Below are 23,789 nucleotides of genomic sequence, written 5' to 3'. Positions count from 1 at the left end.
CGACATGACCATAAAACCAAATGGCTTCGAGCCACCCCATCTGCTGCCGGCGCTGTTCGAGACCGACAAGACCAATCCCCATCTCGCCAAGGCGGCCGAACTGCGCGAAATCTTCGCTAGGGATGCCATTGAGAGGGATCAAGAGGGTGGCAGGCCTGATGAGCAAATCAAGCTGCTGAAGGAAACCGGCCTCGTTAATCTGCTGATCCCCAAGGAGTTCGGCGGTGGCGGCGAGCGCTACTCCACCGCCATGCGGATCGTCCGCGAATTCGCCAAGGTGGATGGGTCGGTCGCCCATCTCTACGGCTATCACTTCAGTCCGCTGCAGAATGCCGTTAACACCGGCCCCGACGAACGTTCCCGCGATATCCTGCGCCGCTCGGCCGCCGGTCGCTGGTTCTGGGGCAATACGACCAACAGCTTTTCCAAAAGCCTTTTCGGCCGCCGCGAAGCAGGCAAAGTCATCCTCAACGGCTTCCGCCCGTTCGCCTCCGGGTCGCACGTCGCCGACTATCTGATGGTCGCCTGGGAGGATGAAGACACCAACAAGCGAAGCTTCGCCTACATACCGGCAAACCGAGAAGGCATTACCATCGCCGATGACTGGGACGGGATCGGCCAGAGGCAGACCGGAAGCGGCCGTGTATTCTACAAGGACGTAGAGATCGATATTGCCGATATCCTGCCCGAGCGACCACAAGATCCGATCACCCTGTTGGCCCCTTTGCAGCAACAGAGTGTGTTGCTCAACGTATTCGTCGGCACAGCACAGGGCGCGCTGATTACCGCCCGCGACTATACCGTCACGCAATCGCGACCCTGGATCTATTCCGGTGTCGACCGTCACTCGGATGATCCCTGGATCAAACGGCAATATGGCGAGCTGTGGATCAAAGTGCAGGCGGCAACCGCACTCGCCGACCGGGCATTGACGGCGCTCGATGACGTCTATGCCAAAGGGCCGGATCTGACAGCAGACGATCGCGGCGAAGCTGCAATTGCGGTTGCCTCGGCCAATGCGCTCGCCGGACGCGTCGCTCTTGAGGTTACCAGCGAGATCTTCGAGGTCATGGGCGCGCGCTCCGCCGTCAGACCGCTTGGGTTCGACCGCTTCTGGCGCAATGCGCGCATTCACACGCTTCACAACCCCGCCGAATACAAGACCCGCAATGTCGGCACATGGTTCTTGAGTGGCGAGTTTCCGGAACCGGGGATATTCCAGTGAGCCAGAAACGCGAGCTCCATCTCAACATCAACATCCTGCACTCCGGCTTCTCGCCGGCAGCCTGGCGGATGGAAGGAAGCGATCCTCGCGCATCCTTCGATATTAATCACTACGTCAATGTCGCCCGCATTGCCGAGCGCGGCACCTTCGACGCGGTTTTCCTCGCCGACCAGGCGGGCATTTCGGATCGTGTCGATTTCAGGCCACTGACCTCGCTGGAGCCGACGATCGTGCTGGCGACCGTGGCCGCCCACACGCAACATATCGGTCTTATCGCGACTGCTTCGACGACGTACAACGAGCCCTACAATATTGCCCGCCGGTTCGCGACACTCGACCATGCAAGCGGTGGCCGCGTCGGGTGGAACATCGTTACCAGCGCCGATCTTTCTCAAAGCCGGAATTTCGGACTGGAAAAACCGGTCGAGCATCAGGGTCGTTATGAGCGTGCCGCCGAATTTACGGCCGTGGTGAAGGCGCTCTGGGATAGCTGGGAGGAAGATGCCTTCATCGGCGATGTTGCCAGCGGCCGTTTCGTCGATCCCAACAAGGTTCACCCGATCGCCCATCGGGGAAAGCACTTTTCCGTTCATGGACCTCACAATGTTCCGCGCCCGCCGCAAGGCCATCCGGTTCTCGTTCAGGCGGGCGGTTCCGACGATGGCCGGGAACTGGCGGCTCAACACGCGGAAGCCGTCTTTTCCGCCTCGCAATCCTTTGACGAAGCCCTCGACTATGCTCGGGACTTGCGAACGCGGGCGGCGCGCTATGGCCGAGCACCCAATAGCCTGCTCGTCCTCGCCGGTCTCGCAACGATCATTGGCAGTACGGAGGCGGAGGCGAAACGACGGCAGGAGGAGTTGCGTGAACTCATCCCGCTGGAATACAGCCTCGCACGCCTCTCCGGCGTTCTGCAAATCGATCCCAAACGGCTTAAGCTGGACGAACCGTTGCCGGATGACATTCCGTTGCCGCCGGACGGCGGCCACACTTTCTTTCGGGCGACGCTTGCCCTCGCCCATAGCGAGAAACTGACCGTGCGCGGCCTGATCCGCGCATTGAACGGCGGAACCGGCCACCGCACCATCGTCGGCACGCCCGAAGCGATCGCCGACGATATCGAGACATGGTACCTGGCGGGAGCTGCTGACGGCTTCAATCTGATGCCGGATGTGCTGCCGCACGGCCTGGAGGTTTTCGTCGACGAAGTCGTGCCGATCCTGCGTCGCCGAGGCCTTTTCCGACAGGCCTACACGGGCCATACGTTGCGGGATCATCTCGGCCTCGCCCGGCCTGCCAACCCCTACGCCATCGCCGCCGAATGAAGGAGAATAGAGCATGACGCCATTTGCGACCGCCAAGGTTTCCGCACCACATCGACTAGCCAGCCTTGCCGAAGAGCGCTATCGCGACGCCCAGCAGCAGCTTGGTACGGACTGGAATGAGACCGTCGAGACGCTCCTGTCCCATCGCACCGTCCGCAGCTATCTGCCAAAAGCGGTTCCGGAAAGTGCCATCCATCTCGCCGTCGCTGCCGCGCAATCAGCCCCGAGCTCATCCAATCTGCAGGCATGGAGCGTCGTTGCTGTCGAAGACGAAGCGCGCAAGGAGAGGCTGAACACCGTTGCTGGGACACAGCGACAGATCACGCAGGCGCCCCTCCTTCTGGTATGGCTCGCCGACCTTGCGAGGCCGCGCAACATCGCCGCAAACCAGGGGTCCTCGGCAGAGGGTCTGGACTATGTCGAAAGCTTCCTGCTGGCGGTCATAGACGCAGCACTGGCGGCGCAGAATGCTGTCGTCGCTCTGGAATCCCAAGGCCTTGGCACCTGCTACATCGGTGCGATCCGCAACGATCCGGAAGTCGTCGCGCGGGAACTGGAATTGCCAGAAGGCATATTTCCGGTCTTCGGTCTGACGGTCGGCTATCCCGATCCGGCGGTGCCGGCCGCGGTCAAGCCGAGGCTGCCCCAGACCACCGTGCTGCATCGCGAACGCTACGATGACAGCCGGCGAGTGGGCGATCTGAACCATTATAACGCCGCGCTCAGAGGCTTTCAGGCCGAGCAAGGCATGCCGCTGTTGGACTGGACCGAGCAGGTGAAGAACAGGATCGGCACGGTCGAGGCCTTGAAGGGCCGTCACCTGCTGAAAGCAGCGGCGCATCGGCTCGGTTTCAAGCTGACGTGATCGGCTCTATTCGGCGGCGGCGATGTCGAGCCTGCGGGGTGAATTCCACAGCAGGACGTCGCCGATCGCCCGCAGCGCCTGCGTTTCGGCTTGAAGCCAATTGCGAAACAGCTCCACGCGCATGAGACTTGCTTTGGCTGATGTCGTCACGAAGAAATAGGAAAAACTCACAGGCTGCGGGCTGCCGAAGGGACTGACGAGACGTCCCGTCCTCAACTCCGCCTCGGCCAAGCGCACCTTTCCAAGGCCAAGCCCCTGCCCTGCCAAGGCCGCATCAATGACTAGGGATGATTGATTGAGGCGAAAGCCGCCTTGCGAGAGCCGATAGGAAAGCCCCTCAGCCCGCAGCCAGGCGTTCCAGTCCGGGCATGATTGATCATGCTCGGCGCCATCCTCATGCAGGAGCGGCACGCCCTCGATCGCCTGCGGATCATTCCAGAGCCAATGCCGCTCGGCAAATTCCGGATTGCAAATCGGCACGACGGCCTCGGAGAAAAGATGATCCACGACAAGGCCAGGATAGCCGCCACTGCCGTAACGGATAGCACAATCCGTGTCATCCGTGTTGAGATCGGTTAGCTGCGTCGATGCGTCGACTAGAACCTGCAGGCCCGGTGCAGCGCGCCTCAGACCGTTCAATCGCGGGATGAGCCACTTGCTCGCAAAGGACGGCGCCACCGAGACGCGGATCGGCAGATCGTGATCGCTGGCGACAAACTGCGTCATCGTTGCCAACACGGCATCGAATGCATCGGTCAGACCGGGAACCAGGGAAAGGCCAGCGGTGGTCAGTTGCAGCTGTCCGCGCGTCCGGTGGAAAAGCGGTTGCCCGAGATAGTCCTCCAGCAGTCGGATCTGCTGGCCGACGGCCGCCGAGGTGACGTGCAACTCGTCGGCCGCGCCGAGAAAATTCAGGTGTCGCGCGGTGGCGACGAAGGCGCGCAGCGAGGTCAATGGCGGCAAGCGCGCCAAGGTCGGCTGGATGGTTTTTTTACGTGTGTTGGCAAGGGTGTTCATGGGCCGATTGCAGCACAAACCAGCCATCAAAGACGAGAACGCGCTTTGCGTTTGTCTGAAAGCTGACGAACATTTTCTTCCATGCTCCGCCAAAGGCGGGGAAGCAAAAACTAAAATCGAGAAATAGTCTATATTTTTACTAGATTACATGAATCGCCGCCGCTCCAACAAGACGAGACCCACGAAGCTTTTCTTTCCCGATGGGCGAGAAAAACATTCTTCCGTTTTGCTGGCCCGCACCCCGAAGATGTCCCGGACTTTCGTGGCGAGCGACCTCTCTGCCACCTATCCACTCAAGAATGCTTCAGCCTCAGCAAAGGACTCTCAAATGACTCTCAATCGCCGCCGATTCAATCAAATGTTGCTGCTGTCGACCGCTGCAACGCTATTGCCATCCATTACGGCTCACGCGGCAGAAACAAAACCACCGAGGGGCGGCACGCTGAATTTTATCGTCGAGCCAGAACCACCGACGATTCTAGCCCTCGCCCATACCGCTGGTGGAACGCAGAAGATCAGTCCGAAGATCACCGAGGGGTTGCTGACCTACGACTTCGACTTCAAGGCAAAGCCGCAACTGGCCACCGAATGGTCCGTTAGCGCTGACGGGCTAACCTATATGTTCAAGCTCCGCCCGAACGTCAAATGGCATGATGGCAAGCCCTTCACAGCGGCCGATGTCGCCTATTCGATAGAGCTGTTGAAACAGGTCCATCCGCGTGGACGCGGCACCTTCGCCAACGTCACGGCAGTCGATACACCGGACGATCTGACTGCGATATTCCGCCTCTCCAAACCGGCGCCTTATCTACTGAAAGCGCTCTATGCGGCAGAATCCCCGATCGTGCCGAAACATGTCTACGAGGGCGTCAAGATCGCCGATGTCCCGATCAATCCGAACGGGAGTGCCCCCATCGGCACAGGCCCCTTCATCTTCCGGCAATGGGTTCGCGGCTCCCATATAATCCTGGAACGCAATCCGGATTATTGGGATGCGGGCAAACCCTATCTCGACCAGGTCGTCGTGCGCTTCGTGCCCGATGGCGCTGCCCGCGCAGCCGGCTTCGAGACGGGGGAATTCGATCTCGGTGGCGACAATCCCATTCCGCTTGCCGATCTCGAGCGCATCAAGGCGCTGCCGAATATCGGCATCGATTCCCGCGGCTACGAGACCAAGGGAGACCAGACACAGCTTATCCTCAATCTCGACAACGATTATCTGAAGGATGTCCGCGTCCGCCGCGCGATCGCCCATGCCATCGACCTCAACGTCATCCTCAATACGGTCTGGTACGGCTATGGCCACATCTCTCCGACGCCGATCAGCACCTTTCTGCCTGATTACTACGACGCCTCCATCAAGCCCTATGCCTTCGATCTCAAGGCCGCCGAGACATTGCTCGACGAGGCAGGCTACAAGCCTGATAGCAGCGGCACTCGCTTCACGCTTCGTCTGACCCACAATTCCTACAATGAGGGCTTCAAGCGCGTTGCCGAATATCTGAAGCAGAATCTTGCCCGCATCGGCATTATCGCCAAGATCGATTCCTACGATTTTTCGACCTATATCCAGAAGGTCTACAACGAGCGCGCCTTCGACCTCACGGCCGAATATCTCGGCAATCAGTTCGATCCGACGCTGGGCGTACAGCGCGTCTACTGGTCCAAGAACTTCAAAATCGGCTTGCCGTTTTCCAATGCCAGCCACTACCAGAACCCGGAGGTCGACCGCCTGCTCGAGGCTGCGTCCGTCGAGGTCGATGAGGCGAAGCGCAAGCAGGAATTCAACGCCTTCCAGAAACTCATCGCCGACGATCTTCCCGTGATCAATCTGATCGCACTCGAAAACGTCACCGTCTTCAACAAGCGTGTCAAAAACCACACCATCGGTGTCGAGGGCGTGCAATCGAATTTCGCCGATGTCTATATCAAGGAAAGCGAAGGCTGAGGCAACACCGGCCACATGCCAATCAAGGGGCGATAAATCGCCCCTTTTTTATTGTCACGCGTCAGGAAGCGGCAAGGGCGAGCGGCGTAAGCTTGCCGAGAATGCGGTCGGCGAGCGCGATCGCCTGGGCACGCTGCTCCGTGATCGAACTCGACTCCCAGGCCACGCCCCGCAGCGGATGGCCGATCGCGCTGATGTTGCGATGGATGCGCCCCTCTTCGGAGATGACATCGCCCTCAATGGTGGCATCGATGCCAAAGCCGGTGCTGTGGGGGCGAACCTCGCCACTGTCGAGCAGGCTCCGGACAAAGGGATCGGAAATGCGCCGCCAATCATGCAGCTGATGACCGCGGCAATCGATGATGCCGCCGAAGGAACGCGTTTCGACATCGGCTCGTGTCTTCAAGGTCGCTGCGATCAGGCTATTCGCCGGCGTCATTGCGAGCAACCTCGCTGTCTGGTGCCGGAGACGGCCATCGGCGATAGCTTGAGTAACGGCACGGTAGCTGTCGGGTGCGGCACGATGCGCGGTCACATCCCAGAAGGCTCGAAGATGACGGGCAAAGCGCAACCGCTCGACATCTTCAGCCTTTTGCCAAAGTGTCAGAATATGGGGCCTGATGGCGACGGGCAGACCCTGCCAGTCCTTGCCTGCGGCTGCAAGCGCGCGACGCTCGGTCTTGACGATCGACAACAACGCGCGTGCCGTTGTCGGAGACGGCCGCTCGGCAAGGAAGTCTCGCGCCGGTTCGGCATCCCGTCGATCCTCGATGAATTGGCCTCGCCGGGAGATGACATGATATCTGCCGCGAAAGCCGCGACTTTCCATGCTGGCCACAGCATCGACCATCGACAGGCTGGAGCCGATCAGCAGGATTTCGCCTGCCTCCATCATGCGATCCAGCGCCGCTGCATCCCAAGGCGAAGCTGCAAAGGCGGGATGGCTCGCGACGGGCGCTTCCTGCGGCGCAGGGTTCGGCTGGAAGACACCAAGAGCAAGGGCCACCTCATCCGCTTCGATCAGCTCGCCATCGCTCGTCTTGATCCGAACCTTATGCGGAGCGGCAATAAGCTCGGATGCCGAAGACCTGATGTGCCGTAATGTCGACCCGGCACGCGCCTGCGCGATAGCACGGCTCAACTCATCCCGGACATAGCTGCCGTAGAGATGGCGCGGCGGAAAGCTTGCAGCGATATCCGCAGGCAATGTCCATCCGTAACGCGACGCATTGTAGGCGAGCCAATGCACCAGATGGTCCGGATCCTCCGGATGCAACGAAAATGTCGCCGCAGGACCGTTGACGAGATGGACAGCCTCGGTCGTGCTGTAAGCGACCCCGCGTCCAAGCTCCTCGCGGGGCTCCAATATCGTGATCGACAATGGGACCTCGGTTCGGTCGAGCAGCTTCATCGCCGTCAACGCGCCGGCAAAGCCGCCGCCGACTATGACGATGGAATGGTGTGAGTGTAAATCCGGGTGCATGGTTTAGAAAACCTTGCCTTCTTCCAGGTGCGTCGTGGTTCCGTTGATGTAGTAGTCGCCCACCACCCGCGCCTTGTGTAGGAGCGGGTTATGGTTGAGCACGGTGCGAATGTTGCGCCAGTGCCGGTCGAGATTGAGATGGCGAGACGTCGCCGAACCACCGCCGAGCTCGAACACGTTGGTCGCGGCAGCAAGCGCCAGCTGTGATGCTACGATCTGTGTGCGTGCCGTCGTCAGAGCGCTTTCGACTAAAGCCGCCTCCAGTCTTTGCGGGTCATCGCCAGCAAAGGCTTCCGCCGTTCGATCGAGCGCGCGAGCGCTTTCGCGGATCAACGTGTCGACGGCAAAGGAGCCGGCTGCGATCTCACCCAGTATCTTCTGCACGAAGGGATCGGCATTGGCCGTCTCGGCAGCGCTATGAGCGGCCGAACGTGCCTGTTTGCGCACATAGTCCGTACCCTCGGCAAGCACGCCGCGTACAGCACCCGCCATCGAGGCGGCAAGGTGGAGCTGGCGCAGCGTCGACGTATGACGACCGATCAACGTGTTCAAACCGCGCGTCGAAATTTCGTGCGGCAAGACCTCCACGTCCTCCAGCAGGACGCCGCCACTTGCCGTCAGGCGCTGCCCCATGCCGTCCCAGTCATCGAGGATGGTGATCCCCTTGCGGTCGACGGGCAACAACGCGCCGACAAGCTGGTCCTCATCATTCCGGGCGCTGAAAGAGGCAAAATCGGCAAAGGCGGTGCCAGTCGCATACCATTTGCGGCCGTTAAGCCTGTAGCTTTCACCCGATTTCGTCAGCCGCGTCGTTACATCGCCAGGACGTTTCGTCCCCTGTTCGGTATGGGCTCCGCCAAAGAGCTTGCCGGCCAATACGCGAGAAAGCTGGGTGCGGTCGAGCGCGCTGCCCGGATTGAGCAATAGGGCCTCGGTGAAATTGAAATGGCTCCTCAGCGCATGGGCAACATTGGAGTCGGCGGCACCGATCGCCATGATCATGTCGATGTAATCGACCACCGATCCGCCCGGCCCGCCAAGCGCTGCCGGAATTCGCAGTGCTCCGAGCCCGGCCTCCTTGAACAGTCGGAAAGCCTCATGCGGCAGCTCACGTTCGAGGTCCCGCCGCGCGGCCTCCTTTGCGATCTCCGCCGCAAGATCGGGTATCCTGGCAAGAAGTGCCGCACGATCATTGGCGACGGGAACGGCTGCAATGGCTGATGAGGCTGTGTTCGGCATGTGGGGCTCTTTCGGCGCCAGGAGGAAACAGGCCCCATGTCGGTGGGGCCTGAAGCACGATCATTCAGGCAACGGCACGCGTCAGCGGCACGACGTTTTCAGCGTCGGCGGTACTGCTCAGCGGAACGCGGCCTTCGAGGGGATGGCTTGGATCGTTAAAGCCCGGCGTCGACGGATGGCCTGTCGTAACCAGCCGATCGACCAGCGCTTCGTCTTCAGCATCGAGCTTGACGTCGAGCGCGCGGATATAGCTATCCCAATGCTCCTCCGTGCGAGGGCCGGTGATGGCAGATGTAATCAGCTTGTTGTTCAGCACCCAGGCGATCGCAAACTCGGTAGGGGCGATGCCCTTGCGTTTGGCATGGTCGGCGATCTCCTTGGCGATGGCGATGGACTCCGGACGCCATTCGGTTTCCAGGATGCGCTTATCGCCGCGGCCTGCACGAGTGTCGGCGGCCGGCGCCTGACCCGGCTCATATTTGCCCGTCAACACGCCGCGTGCCAGCGGCGAATAGGATACGACGCCGAGGCCATAATAGTGGGCCGCCGGCAGTTGCTCGGCCTCCGCCGTGCGGTTGACGATGTTATAGAGCGGCTGGCTTGCAACCGGGCGATCGATGCCGAGCTGATCGGCCAGGTGCGAGATCTCAGCGATGCGCCAGCCACGAAAATTCGACACGCCGAAATACCGCAGCTTGCCCGCCCGGATGAGGTCGGCAATGGCGCGCACCGGCTCTTCCAGCGGCGCGTCGAAGATCGCGCGGTGGAAATAAAGGATATCGATATAGTCGGTATTGAGACGACGCAGTGAATTCTCGACTGTTTCGACCACCCATTTGCGGGAATGGCCGCCAAGGTTCGGGCCCTTTTTATGCGAGTTGACGAATTTTGTTGCGAGTACCCAGTGATCCCGGCTCGCCTTGATACCGCGACCGACCACCTCTTCCGACTTGCCGTCGTGATAGGCATCGGCGGTGTCAATGAAATTGATCCCCTGGTCGCGGGCCTTGTCGATGATGCGGAAGGCAACATCATCAGGCGTCGGACCGCCGAACATCATCGTTCCAAGATTGAGCGGCGACACTTTCAGTGCGCTGCGTCCGAGATAGCGATAGTCGACCATAGTCAATTCTCCAGTTCTATTGGGCGTGATGGCAGGCGACAGCATGACCGCCGCCGAGCTGCGTGTAGGTGGGATCTTCCGTCCAGCAAATGTCGGTCGCGAGCGGGCAGCGCGTATGGAAGCGACAGCCGGAAGGCGGGTTGTGAGGGCTTGGCAGGTCACCGGTAATCGGCGCCGCCTGCTTGCGCCGCGACGGATCGGGTACGGCAGCCAACAGCGCTTGCGTGTAAGGGTGCTTGGCGCCGCTCCAGAGCTTTGCAGTTGGAGCACTTTCGACGATACGCCCGAGATACATGACGAGCACACGATCGGCGAAGTAGCGCACGACCGACAGATCGTGAGAGATGAACAGATAGGAGAGCGAAAGCTCCGTCTTCATCTCCACAAGGAGATTGAGGATCTGTGCCTGGATCGAGAGATCGAGCGCCGAGACCGGCTCGTCGCATATCACCAGTTCCGGCTGCAGGATTAGCGCCCGGGCAATGCCGATGCGCTGGCGCTGACCGCCGGAAAATTCATGCGGATAACGATCGAGCGAATCCGCCGGCAAACCGACATGGGCGACCATCGAGGCAGCAATGGCCTCGCGGCTCTTACGATCGCCGATCCCGTGGACGGCGAGCGGCGACGTCAGGATGGTCCGGATCGTCTGGCGCGGATTGAGCGAGGCAAACGGATCCTGGAAGATCATCTGGATATGCCGACGAACGGACCGCAATTCCTTGCCGGTCATTGCGGCAACGTCACGCCCCTTGAACGTCACCTGACCGGATGTCGGATTGACGAGACGCATCAAGGACTTGCCGAGCGTCGACTTACCGCAGCCGGATTCGCCGACAAGGGCGACGGTTTCGCCCTCGACGATCTCGAGCGAAACATCATCCACGGCGCGCACGGTTCCATCCGTCGCCGGATAATGCGTCGAGAGCCTATCGACGGACAGAAGCGGCATGAGATGCCTCCGCAATGGCTGGAACATAGGGACAGGCAACCTCGCGCTCGGCTGACAGCTGTACTAAAGCCGGCACGGAGGAGCCACAGGCGGATCGCGCAACCGGACAGCGTGGCCGGAACGCGCAGCCCTGCTCTCCCGCGGCCGATACGATTGAACCCGGAATTTCCGTCAGAGGCCCGTCACGATAGTGATAATCGGCCTTCAGCCGCGGCGACGCCGCAAGCAGCCCTTGCGTGTAGGGATGGTAGGGTGTCTCGAAAAGTGCGTCCGGCAGACCCTGCTCGATCTTGCGGCCCGCATACATGACGACGACCCGATCGGCCCATTGGGCGACAATGCCGAGATCATGGGTGATGAGAATGACAGCCATGTTCAGCTGACTGCGCAGGCGATCGAGAAGTTGCAGCACCTGAGCCTGGATCGTCACGTCGAGTGCCGTCGTCGCCTCGTCGGCGATCAGCAGTCTCGGGCTGCAGGCAACCGCGATAGCGATCATCACGCGCTGGCGCATGCCGCCCGAAAGCTGATGGGGATAGTCGTCCACCCGCTTCGCCGCATCGGGGATGCTGACCAGATCGAGCAATTCGATGGCGCGCAGGCGGGCCTGCTTGCGGCTTAGCCTCTCGTGGATGCGCAGGACTTCAACAATCTGATCGCCAATCGTCATGACCGGATTGAGCGACGTCATCGGCTCTTGAAAGATCATGGCGATGTCACGCCCGCGAATGCCGCGCAGTTCTTTCTCGGGCAATTTCAGCAGATCGCGTCCATCAAAGTGGATCTCACCGCCCGTCTTGGCATGACGTGGCAGAAGCCCCATCAGCCCCAGCGCCGTCAGCGATTTCCCCGAGCCGGACTCGCCGACGATGGCCAGCATCTCGCCCGGCGTGGCGGTGAAGCTGACACCCTTGACGGGTTGGGCATCGCCAAATCCGACAGAGAGATTGCGGACATCCAAAAGCTGGACCATCAGCGCTCCTCCGAGAAACGAGGATTAAGGGCGTCATTGAGGCCGTCGCCGATGAGGTTGAGCGCTAGCACGGTAAAGACGATGGCAAGACCCGGCAAGGCGGTCAGATACCAGGCCGTTCGGATGACATCGCGCCCTGATCCGATCATCGACCCCCAGGAGACGCGATTGGGGTCGCCAAGTCCCATGAAGGAAAGGGCCGATTCCATCAGGATGGCGCTTGCGACCATGACCGACGAGGTGACGATCAGGGGCGGCAGCGCGTTCGGCAGGATTTCACGGAAAATGATGCGGGCATGACCGAAACCGAGGCTGCGGGCGGCAAGCACATAGTCCTTTTCGCGGATCGCCCTGAACTCGGCGCGTGTCAGGCGCGCGACGGTCGGCCAGCTGACGATCGCAATGGCAGCAGTCACCGTCGTGGTGGTCGGTTGTGCAATTGCGACAAGCACCACGAGGAGGACAAAGCTCGGTATGGTCTGGAAGATTTCGATAAGCTTGACCAGGAGATCATCGACCAGCCCACCGAAATAGCCGGCGAGCGCACCAACGGTCACGCCCACGCCGAGCCCGAGCAATGTCGCGGCGATGCCAACGGTCAGCGAGATCCAGGCGCCATGCAGGATGCCGGCAAGAACGTCGCGCCCCATGGAATCCGTGCCGAGCGGATAGTCGGCATTCTGACCAGGCCAGAGGAAGGGGCGCGCCACCATTTCCAGCGGATCACCCGGATAGAGCACCGGCGCAAGCAGCGCAGCGAGCGCAATGATCGCCAGAACGGCAATACCGAAAAGCGCATTGGGATTTGACAGGAAAATCTTGAGTTCCCGGCCACGCCCTTGGCGGCGTGCATCCGCCACGGCTGTGGTGCGCGCATCGGGCGCATGGATGTGCGTCCAGCGGCGCCCAGGCACAGGAGCCGGGTTTGCCTCCAGCACCAGTGTGCTGGCGCTGATCTCATTTTCCGTGCCGGAATAGATTTTGAGCTGCTGTGCTTTCATCGACTTGCTCCGATCCTGGGGTCGAGCCAGGCCTGCAGAAGATCGACCGCGGCGTTGGCGATGATCACGAGAAACGATGACAGGAGCAGGATGCCGAGCAGGACGCTGAAGTCGCGGGCCATGACCGCTTCGAAGGCGAGCCGCCCGAGACCAGGCCAACTGTAAACGGTTTCCACAACGACGGCGCCGCCCAACATGCCGCCGAAATGCATTCCTGCCATGGTGGTAATCGGGACCAGCGCATTGCGCAGCATGTGCCGCGTTGTCAGCACGAAGGGGGAGACGCCCTTGGCCCGTGCCGTGCGAACAAAATCCTGGGATCTGACTTCCAGCATCGCCGCGCGGGTCAATCTTGCGTAGATGGCGAGATAGAACAGGGCGAGCGATGTCGCCGGCAGGATCATGTAACGGGCGCGATCGAGAAGTGCCGGCAAACCCGTTAGCCGCGAGCCGATGGTGCTATCGCCGCCGCTCGGCAACCACCCAAGTTTCACAGAAAACAGCAGGATCAGCATCAGACCGATCCAGAAACCCGGGATCGAATAGAACAACAACGAGATGATGGAGATCAGTCGATCGGGCAGCCGACCGGCGAAGGTCGCCATCAGCGATCCCAGGACGAGGCCGACCACGATGGCAATCGCCAGCGCGACCAACATCAGGGTGAGCGTACCCGGCAAGCGCTGCCCGATGAGATCGGCCACCGGCATGCCGTAGCGCGGCGAAAAACCCAGGCTGAAATGGGCGAGATTGTTCAGATAGTTCGCAAGCTGCACCAGGATTGGATTGTCGAGGCCGAAGCGCTCCCTCAGCGCGGCCATCGTCTCCACCGTCGCCGATCCTGCCTCCGCCGCCATGACATCCGCCGCGTCACCTGGCGCCAGCTTCAGCAGGAAGAAATTCAGGATGACGATGCCGAGCACGGTCGGCACCGCTTGAATGGCTGTTCGACGTACCGTTCGCCCTATCCGCTTGTAAGCTGACATCGCAACTCCTCGGCAGCACCACAGAAATTATGAACGCTGCATCGCAATAATAGTTGACTAAATCTGTAGCTTTTGTCAAATCAGTATTGGTAAATATTTCCAGAAATCGGCATATGTATCGTAAGTTTTAGAAGTTTTTACCCAATAAGAAGCGAGACGTAGACCATTATCCTACAGTGCCAGCTAGATGAGACAAAAAACCCTACGAGATCCGCTTCTTCGGGAAGATAAAACCAAGGGCCGTCCGCAAGCGAAAAACGGTCCACCACTTATGTAAGGCTAGACCCAGATGACAAAATTTCCGGCAATCGCCCGCCGCCATTTCCTGCTTGCCTCCGCAGCCTTCGGCGCGACCGTCGCGGCCGGCCTGCCGGCACGCGCAGCCCCGGCTCGCGGCGGCACCGCGATCCTCCTTCTCTCTGCCGAGCCGCCCGTGCTGACAACGATCGCCCATACGGCATTCAACTCGGTCTATGTGTCGCCCAAGACGACCGAAGGCTTGCTGACCTATGATTTCGATCTCAATCCGCAGCCGTTGCTCGCCACAAAATGGAGCATCAGCGATGATGGATTGCGCTATACGTTCAAGTTGCGCGAGGGCGTCAAATGGCATGACGGCAAGCCATTCACGTCTGGCGACGTGGCCTTTTCGATCAAGACCCTCAAGGACGTGCATCCGCGCGGACGCAACACCTTCCTCAACCTCGTCGACATTGAGACCCCGGATCCACTGACCGCGATCCTGGTCCTCTCCAAACCCGCGCCTTATCTGATCACGGCCTTGGCCGCATCCGAATCCCCGATCGTGCCGCGCCATCTCTACGAAGGCACGAAAGTCGCTGAAAACCCCGTCAATCTGGCGCCTATCGGCACCGGCCCCTTCAAATTCAAGGAGTGGGTGCGCGGCAGCCATATCGTCTACGAGCGCAATCCCGATTATTGGGACCAGCCTCGGCCCTATCTCGACCAGCTGATCGTCCGCTTCATCCCGGACGCCGCCGCACGCTCCATCGCGATCGAGACGGGTGAGATCGATCTGGCCCCGTCGACGCCGGTTCCTCTCAGCGATCTCGAACGTTTCAAGGACTTGCCAAATCTGGCCTTTGAAACCCGTGGCTATCAATATTCCAACGGCGTCAGCCGCATCGAATTCAACCTGGAGCGACCAGTCTTCAAGGACATCCGCGTACGCCAAGCCTTTGCGCATGTCATCGACCGGAAGGTCATCCGAAACACCATCAACTATGGCTATGGTGAAGCGATCCCGGGGCCGATCAACCCCAATCTGACGAAGTGGTATGTCGCCGATCTGAAGACCTATCCAATCGATCTCGCTGCCGCCGAGAAGCTGCTTGACGAAGCCGGCCATCCCCGCGGTTCGGATGGCGTGCGCCTGCGCATCAGTCTCGACTATGTGCCGAGCGGCGAAAGCTATAGCCGCGGTTCGGAATATATCCGCCAGGCACTCGCCAAGGTCGGCGTCGATGTCACCGTACGCAGCCAGGATTTCGCCACCTATACCAAGCGCATCTACACCGATCGCGACTTCGACTTTGCCTTCGAAGGAATGAGCAACCTCTTCGACCCGACAGTCGGCGTGCAGCGGCTCTACTGGAGCAAGAACTTCAAGCCCGGCGTGCCGTTCTCAAATGGGTCGGCCTATAGCAATCCGAAGGTCGACGCCCTGCTGGAGGCTTCCGCCATCGAAGTCGATCCGAAAAAGCGTGTTGAGCAATGGCGGCAGATCCAGCAGATCCTGGTGGATGATCTGCCGGCGATCGATATCGTCAGCCAGCCGGAATTGACCATCTACAACAAGCGCATCGCCGATCACACGCTTGGCGGCGAAGGCGTCGCCGGCAGCTTGGCCTACGCCTATATCGCCTCCGCCTGACGGGAGCAGCCCAAGCCCGAAACATCGAAAGCAAGGGAACGCCATGTCCATCCAACACTCGCCGGGCTCCATCGTGGGGTTGCCGAAATTCGCAGCGCCAACCGATTTCCCGGACAGTCCGCTGTCAAAGGCTCTGGAGACGCAGCCGGTTCTTCTTGGCCTGTTTCTGCCGATCCAGGCCGGCGGCTGGACCCAATCGACGCTCGAACGCTCGACCGATTGGCGCTTCGACTACAACAAGGCACTGACCTTGAGGGCGGAAGAGTTGGGCTTCGATCTGGTCTTCGCGCTGTCGCAATGGCTTCCGAAGGGCGGCTATGGCGGCGTCTTCGACGGGCAGGCGCTCGACAGTTTCGTCTCGACGGCGGCGCTTGCTGGCCTCACGAAGAAGATCATGCTGATCTCGACCATGCATGTCCTTTATGGACCGTGGCACCCGCTGCATCTCGCCAAGTTCGGCGCCACACTCGATCACATCACCGGCGGGCGCTGGGGTATCAACGTCGTCACCGGCCACAGAGCTGTCGAACACGAAATGTTCGGCTGGCCGCGCATCGAGCACGACAAGCGCTATGAACTCGCGGCCGAATTTCTCGAAGTCGTGCAGCGCCTTTGGAGCGACGATGAGAATTATTCCTTCGAAGGTCAAAGCAGCTGGAAGCTTGGTGGCGGCTTCGTCACGCCGAAGCCGAATTTCGGCAGGCCGATCCTGGTGAACGCCACCGGCTCGGATGCCGGCATCGCCTTTGCCGCCCGCTATTCAGACATCGTCTTCATCACTAGCCCGACAGGGGCTGACATCGACAGCGCGCTTTCTTCGCTACCTGCCCACACGAAAAGAGTAAAGGACGCAGCCACCGATATCGGCCGCACCGTGCGCACGCTCCTGAACCCGATGGTCATCTGTCGGCCAACCGAGAAGGAAGCCTGGGAACTGGCCGACCGCATCGTCGCCCATGGCGATCAGCGCTCGCGGCAGGGCTTCCAGTCGCTGAGTTCCGACGCCCACGCGTGGAAGGGCCGCGACGCACAAGACCCGTACCGCTTTATCGGCGGCAATATCCGCGTCATCGGCTCGCCGGAGCAGGTGGTCGATCAATTCGTCAAATTGAAAGCCGCCGGCGTCGACGGCCTGCAACTCAGCTTCTTCGATTTCCGCGACGATCTGGAATTCTTCGGCAGCGACGTGCTGCCGCTGATGAAACAGGCCGGCCTGCGCAACTGAAAGGGACGATCATGACCAGCAATGCCATTTCCGAAATCTGGTACACACGCTGCCCCGTGCCGACGCCCATCGGTCTCGCGGCTCAACTCGGCTATCTCGAAGAGGGTTTCCGCAGCGAGGGCGTGACGCTGAAATCGATCATCGATTCACCCGACCGCAACATCCGCCAGAGCCATTTCAACCATACGCTCGACTGGTCCTTCCGCCATGGCGGCAACGTGCCGCCCATCCGCGCCCGCTCGGAAGGCCGCCGCACGCGCCTTGTCGGCATTACCTGGACGGACGAGTTTCAGGCGATCATCACGCTGCCCGAAACCGGGATCAAGACGACGAAGGACTTGAAGGGCCGCCGCTTCGGCATCGCCCGCCGCCCCGAAGGGATCGTCGACTTCATGCGCGCAACCGCACTGAAAGGCCTGATTTCGGCACTGTCGCTTGAAGGCCTATCGCAGACGGACGTGGAGATTGTCGAGATAGCGCTTGCCGATTCCGTGCTTGCAAGCCAGGAGGGACCGTCGCTGTTCGGCCTGAAACGCAGGCAGGCCTACGGTGAAGAAATTGCTGCGCTGCTGCGCGGCGACGTGGATGCGATCTATGTCAAGGGAACCGCAGGCATCAATGTCGCCAACCTCATCGGCGCTGTAGAGGTCGCTGAGTTTGGCTTCCATCCCGATCCGAAGATCCGCATCAACTCAGGCTCACCGCGCGTGCTGACCGTGGACGAATTGCTCGCCGAAGAGCGTCCTGATCTTGTCCGCAAGCTCATCGAGGCGATCTTCAAGGCCAGCGCCTGGGCGCAGGCCCATCCAGAAGAAACGAGACGTTTCGTGGCGCGCGAATCCGGCGCGACGGAAGAGCAGGTCCTGGCTGCCAACGGTGCGGAGGTTCACCGACATCTTGGCCTCGGACTGGAGCCGGCGCTTGTCGACGCCGTAGAGCACTACAAGAACTTCCTGCGCGACTTCGGCTTTCTGGCCGCCGATTTCGTCATCGCAGATTGGGTGGACCGCCGGCATATCGACAGTTTCGCGGCTCGCGCAGTCGCCTGACGAAAGGCGCAACGACCGACATGACCGAAGACCTTCAACATGTGATCGGCAAGGCACAACGTCTTGCCGAGGATTTTTCGACGACGGCCGCCCATCATGATGCGACCGGTGCCTTTCCGTTCGAAAACTTCGACAGGCTTTTCGAGGCCGGTCTTTTGGGACTGGTGAGCGCACCGGAGCACGGCGGCCTTGGCGAGGGTCTGACCGCAGCCCAGGCTGTTATCAGCGAGATCGCCCGCGGCGAGCCTTCGACTGCGCTCGTCCTTGCCATGCACTACAACTCGCATTTTACCATCCGGCGTTTCGGCGAATGGCCGGCGCATCTTGCGCAAAGAGTGCTTTCGGCCAACCGGCGCGGGGTGGCCTTGATCAACAACGCGCAGGCCGAACCACGCATAGGCTCTCCGGCGCATGGCGCCCTCCCCGAGACAATCGCCCGCCGCGACGGCAATCGCTGGCGCATCTCCGGTCATAAGAGCTACGTCACCGGCATCCCGGTTCTGAAGTGGGTATCGCTTCTAGCGTTGACCGACGAGGAACAGCCACGCCGGGCCTCGTTTCTCGTGCCGACGGACGCGCCGGGCCTGCGCATCGAGAAAAGCTGGAATGCTGCGGGCATGCATGCGACCGCAAGTGACGACATCATTCTCGATGACGTGTCGATCCCGTTGGACGACCTCATCGAAGCGCAACCGGCGGCCGAGCCGATGCGGCGCGACGAGCACGCGACGGCTTTCTTTTTCGGTCTGATCGGTGCTGTCTATCATGGCGTGGCAAGATCGGCGCGCGACCGCCTGATCGGTTTCGTGAGCCACCACGCCCCGGCTAGCCTCGGCGCGCCCATCGCCACGGTGCCACGCATCCAGGATGGGCTTGGTGACATAGAGGTGCGGCTTGCGACCAATGCGCGCTTGCTGCGATCGCTCGGAGAGGATGTCGATGCCGGCAGGCCTGTAGGGATGGATGGCATGAATGTGCGTCACGTCGTCGTCGACAACACCGTCGCCATCACCAGCCTGGCGCTCGACCTTGCCGGCAATCCGGGTCTCAATCGCGACTTCCAGCTCGAGCGCCATCATCGTGACGCGATTACCGCCCGCTCGCACGCACCGCAAAGTCACATGATCCGCACGATCGCCGCGAGGAATGCATTGAGCCGGCTAAGCTAAGCCGGCTCGTAGTACCGCATCTTCAGGCACTCGGGCTAAGCCAGATCTGACCAAAGCTATTATTGATGCCTTGGGCGCCCGGCGCGAAGTTCTTCACGCGTTTGTTGGCGACGATCTGCGCGCCTGCCGCGACCAGATCGACCGACACGACATCGTCGTGGATGATGTGCTGGAACTTGTACCAGATCTCCCGGCGCTTGGCTTCATCCGGCTCGGTGGCGGCCGCCTCCAGCAGCGCATCGACCTCCGGGTTGGAGTAGTGACTGGCATTGGAGAACACCAGGCCGATCTTGAAATTCTTTGACCAGTAGGCGCGCTGCACCCCGAGCGTCGGATCAAACGTGTTGGAGAGGGACTCGATGACCAGATCCCAGGCACGATCCGTGTAAACCGTCTTCAGGAAGGTCGCGAGATCGAGCTTCAGGATCTCGGCCTCGATGCTGACAGCGGCAAGCGACTGCTTGATGAAATCGGCATAGGACGGCTGCAGGAAGGAATTGTAGGCGAGCCGCAGTTTGAAGCGCGTTCCGTTGGCACCGCGCGGGTAGCCGGCATCGTCCAACAGCTTATTGGCTAGCTTGGGATCGGGCTCGCGCGCCTTGATGCTCGGGTCATACCATTTCGGCAATGCAGTGCTGATCGGGCTTGGCGAGACCTGCCCGTAGCCAAACAAGGCGATGTCGACGAGCTTCTGCAGATCGATGGCATGAGCGATGGCAAGGCGCACATCCTTCTTTGTCAGAATCTCGTTCTCGTAATTGAAAAACAGCTGCTGCTGCGGTCCCGAATAAGCATAGGTCGTGGTATCGACGACGAGATTGGCATTGGCTTTCAACCGCTCGATATCGGAAAGCGGAACCGGGTTGGCCCCGATGTCGATCTCGCCTGTCTCCAGCGCCGCCGCTCTGGCCGCCGGATCGAGAATGACCCGCAGGACGATGCGGTCGAGATAGGGCTTGGGAGCGTCCCAATAGTCCGGGTTGCGATCGAAGATCAGATGGCTGCCCGGCACCCATTCCTTGAGGATAAACGGGCCTGTGCCGATGATCTGGGCAAGTTTTGGCTGCTCAGCCGGCTTGAAGGTCTCATAGACATGCTTCGGCACGATCGGCGATTCCGAACTGCCGAGCGCCGAAATCAGATAGGGAGCCGGCTTGGAAAGCACGATGACGGCCGTCAGGGGATCGGGTGTCTCGACTGCGGTGACGTTCTGATAGGTGATACGCCCACGCGGATGTGCCTCCTTCAGCCGAAAGATAGTGAACTTGACGTCCTCGGAGGTGAAGTCCTTGCCATCATGCCATTTGACGCCTTTGCGGAGCGCGAACGTATAGCGAAGGCCATCCGCGCTCACGGACCACGATGTCGCCAGAAGCGGGATCGGATTGAGATCATAGTCGAAATCAAGCAATCCCTCATTCACCTTCGGGCCGATAGCCTGACCCGTGCCGGACGAGGTGTTGATGGCAATCAGCGCGGTGGGATCCGGGTAATAGGCCCAGTTCAAGGTTCCGCCGCTGACCGGCACGTCTGCAGCATCGGCGAATTGCGGAATGCCGAACGCCACGCTGGCGCCTCCAAGCAGCAGCAATTGATGGAATTGGCGGCGGTTGATCGACATAGGTTGCGCTCCGATGAATTGCGGTGGGCTCTGGGCACAGCGTCCCGTTTCAACCAGAATTCTTTCGAAAATCCGAAATCCAAAGGCAGTTTTTCTAGCGCATAACGAAAGCAATCCTTCGTGCGGGTCGAGATATTTGGCGTGAGGCCCGGAACGGCTTCGCGGCATGCTCCTTCGCATTGAAAGACTGGAAGTTAATTCCCTCCGCTCTCACAATATTAGTCTATAAATTCTGTAGGGAATTGACATAACGAACTAGCGTGCATGGCCTTCCAGAACGAAAGCCCAGCCGCATGTCAAACGCCAAACGACAGCTCAATCTCAATGTCGGCATCAACACGACCGGCTACCTTGCCAATGCCTGGCGATATCGCACGGGCAGTCGGCACGACATCAATGATCCCGATTATTATCGCCGGCTGACGGAGCTGGCGCACAGGGGATTGTTCGATGCAGTGTTCTTCTCCGACCACCCCGCTTTGATGACCGATCCGAATGGTCGCCCTTTCCACACCATCGATCCCTTGATCCTCTGTACGGCCTTGGCCGCGCAGGTGCCCGACATCGGTTTTGTCGCAACCATGTCTTCGACCTATAATTCGCCCTATAATCTTGCCCGGCGCACCCAGTCGACGGATATCATTTCCGGCGGACGCCTGATCATCAATATCGTCTCATCGTTCAACCCGAATGTTGCCGCCAATTTCGGAGCTGAGCCCCTGCCGCCCCGGCACGAACGCTATGCAAAAGCATCCGAATTCCTTGATGTCGCCAAGCAACTCTGGTCGAGCTGGGATCCCGCACGCGAGGGTGAAGTGCCCGAGAACCGATTCTGGGATGCGGCAAGCGCGCAGACAATCGACCATGTCGGCGACTATTTCACCGTCAAAGGACCGCTAAACGTCCCCGTCGGACCGCAAGGCCATCCTGTAATTGCCCAGGCAGGCGCCTCCGAGGGAGGCATTGAACTTGCAGCGCGCCACGGCGAGATCATTTATTGCAATATCCTCTCGCGAGCCGCAGGCCAATCTTTCGGCAAGAAGGTCAGGGATCGCGCCGTCGCGCTTGGGCGTGACCCCTCCGGAATACGCATCGTCCCGGGTCTGGTAGCGATATTGGGGGAGAGCCGTCAGGAAGCGTTGCGCAAGCACGAGCTTTTCAGCGGAGCCGGTTCTGAAGACGGTCTGCTCGCACGCTTTGTCAAAGACAACGGCATCGATCCGGACGGCTTCGATCCAGATGCTATTTTAGAGGCGGAGCGCTTCATCCCCGATCCCAACCGCATCCAGGCGGTCGGCATGGGCCTCGGATTGTCCGATCTTCTTGCCCACGAAAAACTGACGGCACGCCAGGCCGTGCGCCGCTCAGAAGGTCACCACCGGCTGGTGCTCGGCACACCGGAAGAAGTCGCCGATGCCATCATCGATCTTTGGGCCGATGGCACAGTCGATGGCTACACGTTACAGCCACCGCGCGCACCAGACGACATCGAGGAATTCGTCGACAAGGTCGTTCCAATCCTCCAGGAACGAGGCGTCTACAGGACGGCCTACGAGGGCAGGACGATTCGAGACCGCTATGGTCTGCCATACCCATTCCAAAATAGCGCAAATGCGGGCGTGTTTTCGTAGTTATGAAATCCGCGAAGCTTTCCGGCACCACCGTGCGGGTGAGATTGAAACCATCGATTTCGCCCTCGTCTATCCATGCCGAGGGCTCGTCTGCGACTGTTGCGGCATCATGCTGCGCTTCTTTTCTGATGCTTGTGACTGGTGCGATACAGACCAGGTTTTATCATCACTCGAAGCGCAGCACCCCCGCGACAATCTCAAATCGCCTGAAGACAAGGTGCCAAGCCGAATACCTCATCTAACGGGGCGCTCAGATTTCGTAGGGCACCCGGATGTCCGGCATTTCCTTCGGGAAATCCTTGGTGTTTCGAGTAACCAGTAACATCGAGTGAACATCGGCCGTTGCCCAGATGATGGCATCGGGCAGTTTGATGCGATGTAGCTGTCGCAGAGATACCGCACGTTCGGCTATGTGATCATCGACAGCGATGACTGTAAATCCTGCCAGAAAAGCGCGTGTTCCGATTGCCACCGCCGGCTTGGCGCCGACGAGGACCTCCATCCAGGTGATGACGCTAATCGCCTTTTCCTGATACCGCGTTAGCTCATGTCGCGCTTGCGGTATGGCATTGAGATGGTCGATCAAGATGTTTGTGTCGAAAAGCGCTTTTACCATTCGCTGCGAATGTCTTCCTGATACGCCAAACCATCGACCTTTCGATCACCCCAGAGCCCAAATGCCTCTGCTTCGCTGGTACTGCTGTTTCGGGCCAGAAAATCATCAATCGCCTTGCGAATCAGCGCTGCTCTCGAGACTTTTTCTCGCTGCGCCAACCGATCCAGCGCTTTGACCTCTGGGTCGCCAATGTCCACCAAGGTTCTCATGACAAATCTCCGATATCTGATATCGGCATTATATATCATTTTGTGCGTTGATTTTCAATATCCGTAGCGGCTCTCCGCTCTTCGATTGAGTTCGACTATCACGTGTGAATAGGCATCGCGGAATGACCCCGGTCACCTCACCAGAAACAATTGCTTATCGCGCGTATCAGCATCGGAGCCTCATGCCGATTCACGTAGAGTCCCTCGTATCAACTTCCGCGCTTACATTCTGACGGAA

At 60.0% G+C, this 23,789-nt stretch carries 20 protein-coding genes; 9 read left to right on the top strand and 11 right to left on the bottom strand.

Annotated features, from left to right (window positions below; all coding sequences use genetic code 11):
• Nucleotides 1–4: 4 nt before the first annotated feature.
• From JTP94_RS17515 to JTP94_RS17505, 3 genes are read left to right on the top strand one after another with little or no spacing between them, the layout of a single operon-like run.
• Complete coding sequence (locus tag JTP94_RS17515; protein WP_204851748.1) at nt 5–1,225, top strand: acyl-CoA dehydrogenase family protein; 1,221 nt, start codon at nt 5–7, stop codon at nt 1,223–1,225.
• Entirely contained in the window at nt 1,222–2,550 is a 1,329-nt protein-coding gene (locus JTP94_RS17510) for an LLM class flavin-dependent oxidoreductase (RefSeq protein ID WP_271023939.1), read from the top strand. The genes JTP94_RS17515 and JTP94_RS17510 overlap by 4 nt, the downstream gene beginning before the upstream one ends.
• A 13-nt stretch (nt 2,551–2,563) precedes the next feature.
• Nucleotides 2,564–3,415 carry an NADPH-dependent oxidoreductase gene (locus JTP94_RS17505; protein WP_204851746.1) on the top strand — a complete coding sequence of 284 codons (852 nt, stop codon included), beginning with the start codon at nt 2,564–2,566 and terminating at the stop codon, nt 3,413–3,415.
• 6 nt (nt 3,416–3,421) lie between these two features.
• Here the strand turns inward: JTP94_RS17505 and JTP94_RS17500 are convergent, their stop codons facing one another.
• A complete protein-coding gene (locus JTP94_RS17500) occupies nt 3,422–4,432 on the bottom strand; it encodes a LysR substrate-binding domain-containing protein (protein ID WP_204851745.1) in 1,011 nt (336 codons plus the stop codon).
• A 328-nt stretch (nt 4,433–4,760) separates the two neighbouring features.
• Between JTP94_RS17500 and JTP94_RS17495 the strand changes: the two genes are divergently transcribed.
• The gene (locus tag JTP94_RS17495; protein WP_204851744.1) at nt 4,761–6,380 is read left to right on the top strand and encodes an ABC transporter substrate-binding protein; all 1,620 of its coding nucleotides are present in this window, start codon (nt 4,761–4,763) and stop codon (nt 6,378–6,380) included.
• Between the two features lie 61 nt (nt 6,381–6,441).
• Here the strand turns inward: JTP94_RS17495 and JTP94_RS17490 are convergent, their stop codons facing one another.
• The 7 genes from JTP94_RS17490 to JTP94_RS17460 all read right to left on the bottom strand — a co-directional run bounded on the left by JTP94_RS17490 (nt 6,442) and on the right by JTP94_RS17460 (nt 14,137).
• Nucleotides 6,442–7,863 (bottom strand): FAD/NAD(P)-binding protein, encoded by a 1,422-nt coding sequence (locus JTP94_RS17490; protein ID WP_204851743.1) that lies wholly within the window; start codon nt 7,861–7,863, stop codon nt 6,442–6,444.
• A gap of 3 nt (nt 7,864–7,866) precedes the next feature.
• The gene (locus JTP94_RS17485; RefSeq protein ID WP_204851742.1) at nt 7,867–9,102 is read right to left on the bottom strand and encodes an acyl-CoA dehydrogenase family protein; all 1,236 of its coding nucleotides are present in this window, start codon (nt 9,100–9,102) and stop codon (nt 7,867–7,869) included.
• 64 nt (nt 9,103–9,166) lie between these two features.
• Entirely contained in the window at nt 9,167–10,225 is a 1,059-nt protein-coding gene (locus JTP94_RS17480; RefSeq protein ID WP_204851741.1) for an aldo/keto reductase, read from the bottom strand.
• A 16-nt stretch (nt 10,226–10,241) separates the two neighbouring features.
• Nucleotides 10,242–11,177, bottom strand: a complete 936-nt coding sequence (locus tag JTP94_RS17475; RefSeq protein WP_204851740.1) for an ABC transporter ATP-binding protein — start codon at nt 11,175–11,177, stop codon at nt 10,242–10,244.
• Nucleotides 11,155–12,150 (bottom strand): ABC transporter ATP-binding protein, encoded by a 996-nt coding sequence (locus JTP94_RS17470; protein WP_204851739.1) that lies wholly within the window; start codon nt 12,148–12,150, stop codon nt 11,155–11,157. The genes JTP94_RS17475 and JTP94_RS17470 overlap by 23 nt, the downstream gene beginning before the upstream one ends.
• Nucleotides 12,150–13,151: an ABC transporter permease gene (locus tag JTP94_RS17465; RefSeq protein ID WP_204851738.1), complete on the bottom strand. Its 1,002-nt coding sequence runs from the start codon at nt 13,149–13,151 to the stop codon at nt 12,150–12,152. The genes JTP94_RS17470 and JTP94_RS17465 overlap by 1 nt, the downstream gene beginning before the upstream one ends.
• Nucleotides 13,148–14,137 (bottom strand): ABC transporter permease, encoded by a 990-nt coding sequence (locus JTP94_RS17460; protein WP_204851737.1) that lies wholly within the window; start codon nt 14,135–14,137, stop codon nt 13,148–13,150. The genes JTP94_RS17465 and JTP94_RS17460 overlap by 4 nt, the downstream gene beginning before the upstream one ends.
• Before the next feature lie 289 nt (nt 14,138–14,426).
• Between JTP94_RS17460 and JTP94_RS17455 the strand changes: the two genes are divergently transcribed.
• The 4 genes from JTP94_RS17455 to JTP94_RS17440 are packed head-to-tail and all read left to right on the top strand — an operon-like array spanning nt 14,427 to nt 19,474.
• Entirely contained in the window at nt 14,427–16,031 is a 1,605-nt protein-coding gene (locus JTP94_RS17455; protein ID WP_204851736.1) for an ABC transporter substrate-binding protein, read from the top strand.
• A gap of 43 nt (nt 16,032–16,074) precedes the next feature.
• Nucleotides 16,075–17,256: an LLM class flavin-dependent oxidoreductase gene (locus JTP94_RS17450; RefSeq protein ID WP_204851735.1), complete on the top strand. Its 1,182-nt coding sequence runs from the start codon at nt 16,075–16,077 to the stop codon at nt 17,254–17,256.
• Between the two features lie 11 nt (nt 17,257–17,267).
• Entirely contained in the window at nt 17,268–18,305 is a 1,038-nt protein-coding gene (locus JTP94_RS17445) for an ABC transporter substrate-binding protein (RefSeq protein WP_204851734.1), read from the top strand.
• 20 nt (nt 18,306–18,325) lie between these two features.
• Nucleotides 18,326–19,474 carry an acyl-CoA dehydrogenase family protein gene (locus JTP94_RS17440; protein ID WP_204851733.1) on the top strand — a complete coding sequence of 383 codons (1,149 nt, stop codon included), beginning with the start codon at nt 18,326–18,328 and terminating at the stop codon, nt 19,472–19,474.
• Between the two features lie 22 nt (nt 19,475–19,496).
• Here JTP94_RS17440 and JTP94_RS17435 read toward each other — a convergent pair whose 3' ends face one another.
• Nucleotides 19,497–21,095, bottom strand: coding sequence for an ABC transporter substrate-binding protein (locus JTP94_RS17435; protein ID WP_204851732.1), 1,599 nt, complete (start codon nt 21,093–21,095; stop codon nt 19,497–19,499).
• A gap of 293 nt (nt 21,096–21,388) precedes the next feature.
• Here JTP94_RS17435 and JTP94_RS17430 point away from each other — a divergent pair, with 293 nt between their 5' ends.
• The gene (locus tag JTP94_RS17430; protein WP_204851731.1) at nt 21,389–22,726 is read left to right on the top strand and encodes an NtaA/DmoA family FMN-dependent monooxygenase; all 1,338 of its coding nucleotides are present in this window, start codon (nt 21,389–21,391) and stop codon (nt 22,724–22,726) included.
• Between the two features lie 250 nt (nt 22,727–22,976).
• On the opposite strand, the gene JTP94_RS17425 is transcribed toward JTP94_RS17430, so the two are convergent.
• Nucleotides 22,977–23,342, bottom strand: coding sequence for a type II toxin-antitoxin system VapC family toxin (locus tag JTP94_RS17425; protein WP_204851730.1), 366 nt, complete (start codon nt 23,340–23,342; stop codon nt 22,977–22,979).
• A complete protein-coding gene (locus JTP94_RS17420; protein WP_204851729.1) occupies nt 23,336–23,551 on the bottom strand; it encodes a CopG family transcriptional regulator in 216 nt (71 codons plus the stop codon). The genes JTP94_RS17425 and JTP94_RS17420 overlap by 7 nt, the downstream gene beginning before the upstream one ends.
• Nucleotides 23,552–23,789: the final 238 nt, after the last annotated feature.

Source organism: Martinezella lusitana, from assembly GCF_016901135.1.
In the GTDB taxonomy this organism is placed as follows: domain Bacteria; phylum Pseudomonadota; class Alphaproteobacteria; order Rhizobiales; family Rhizobiaceae; genus Rhizobium; species Rhizobium lusitanum_D.
The sequence above is the reverse complement of the archived record's forward strand: the minus strand, read 5'-3'. Positions and strand labels throughout refer to the sequence as shown.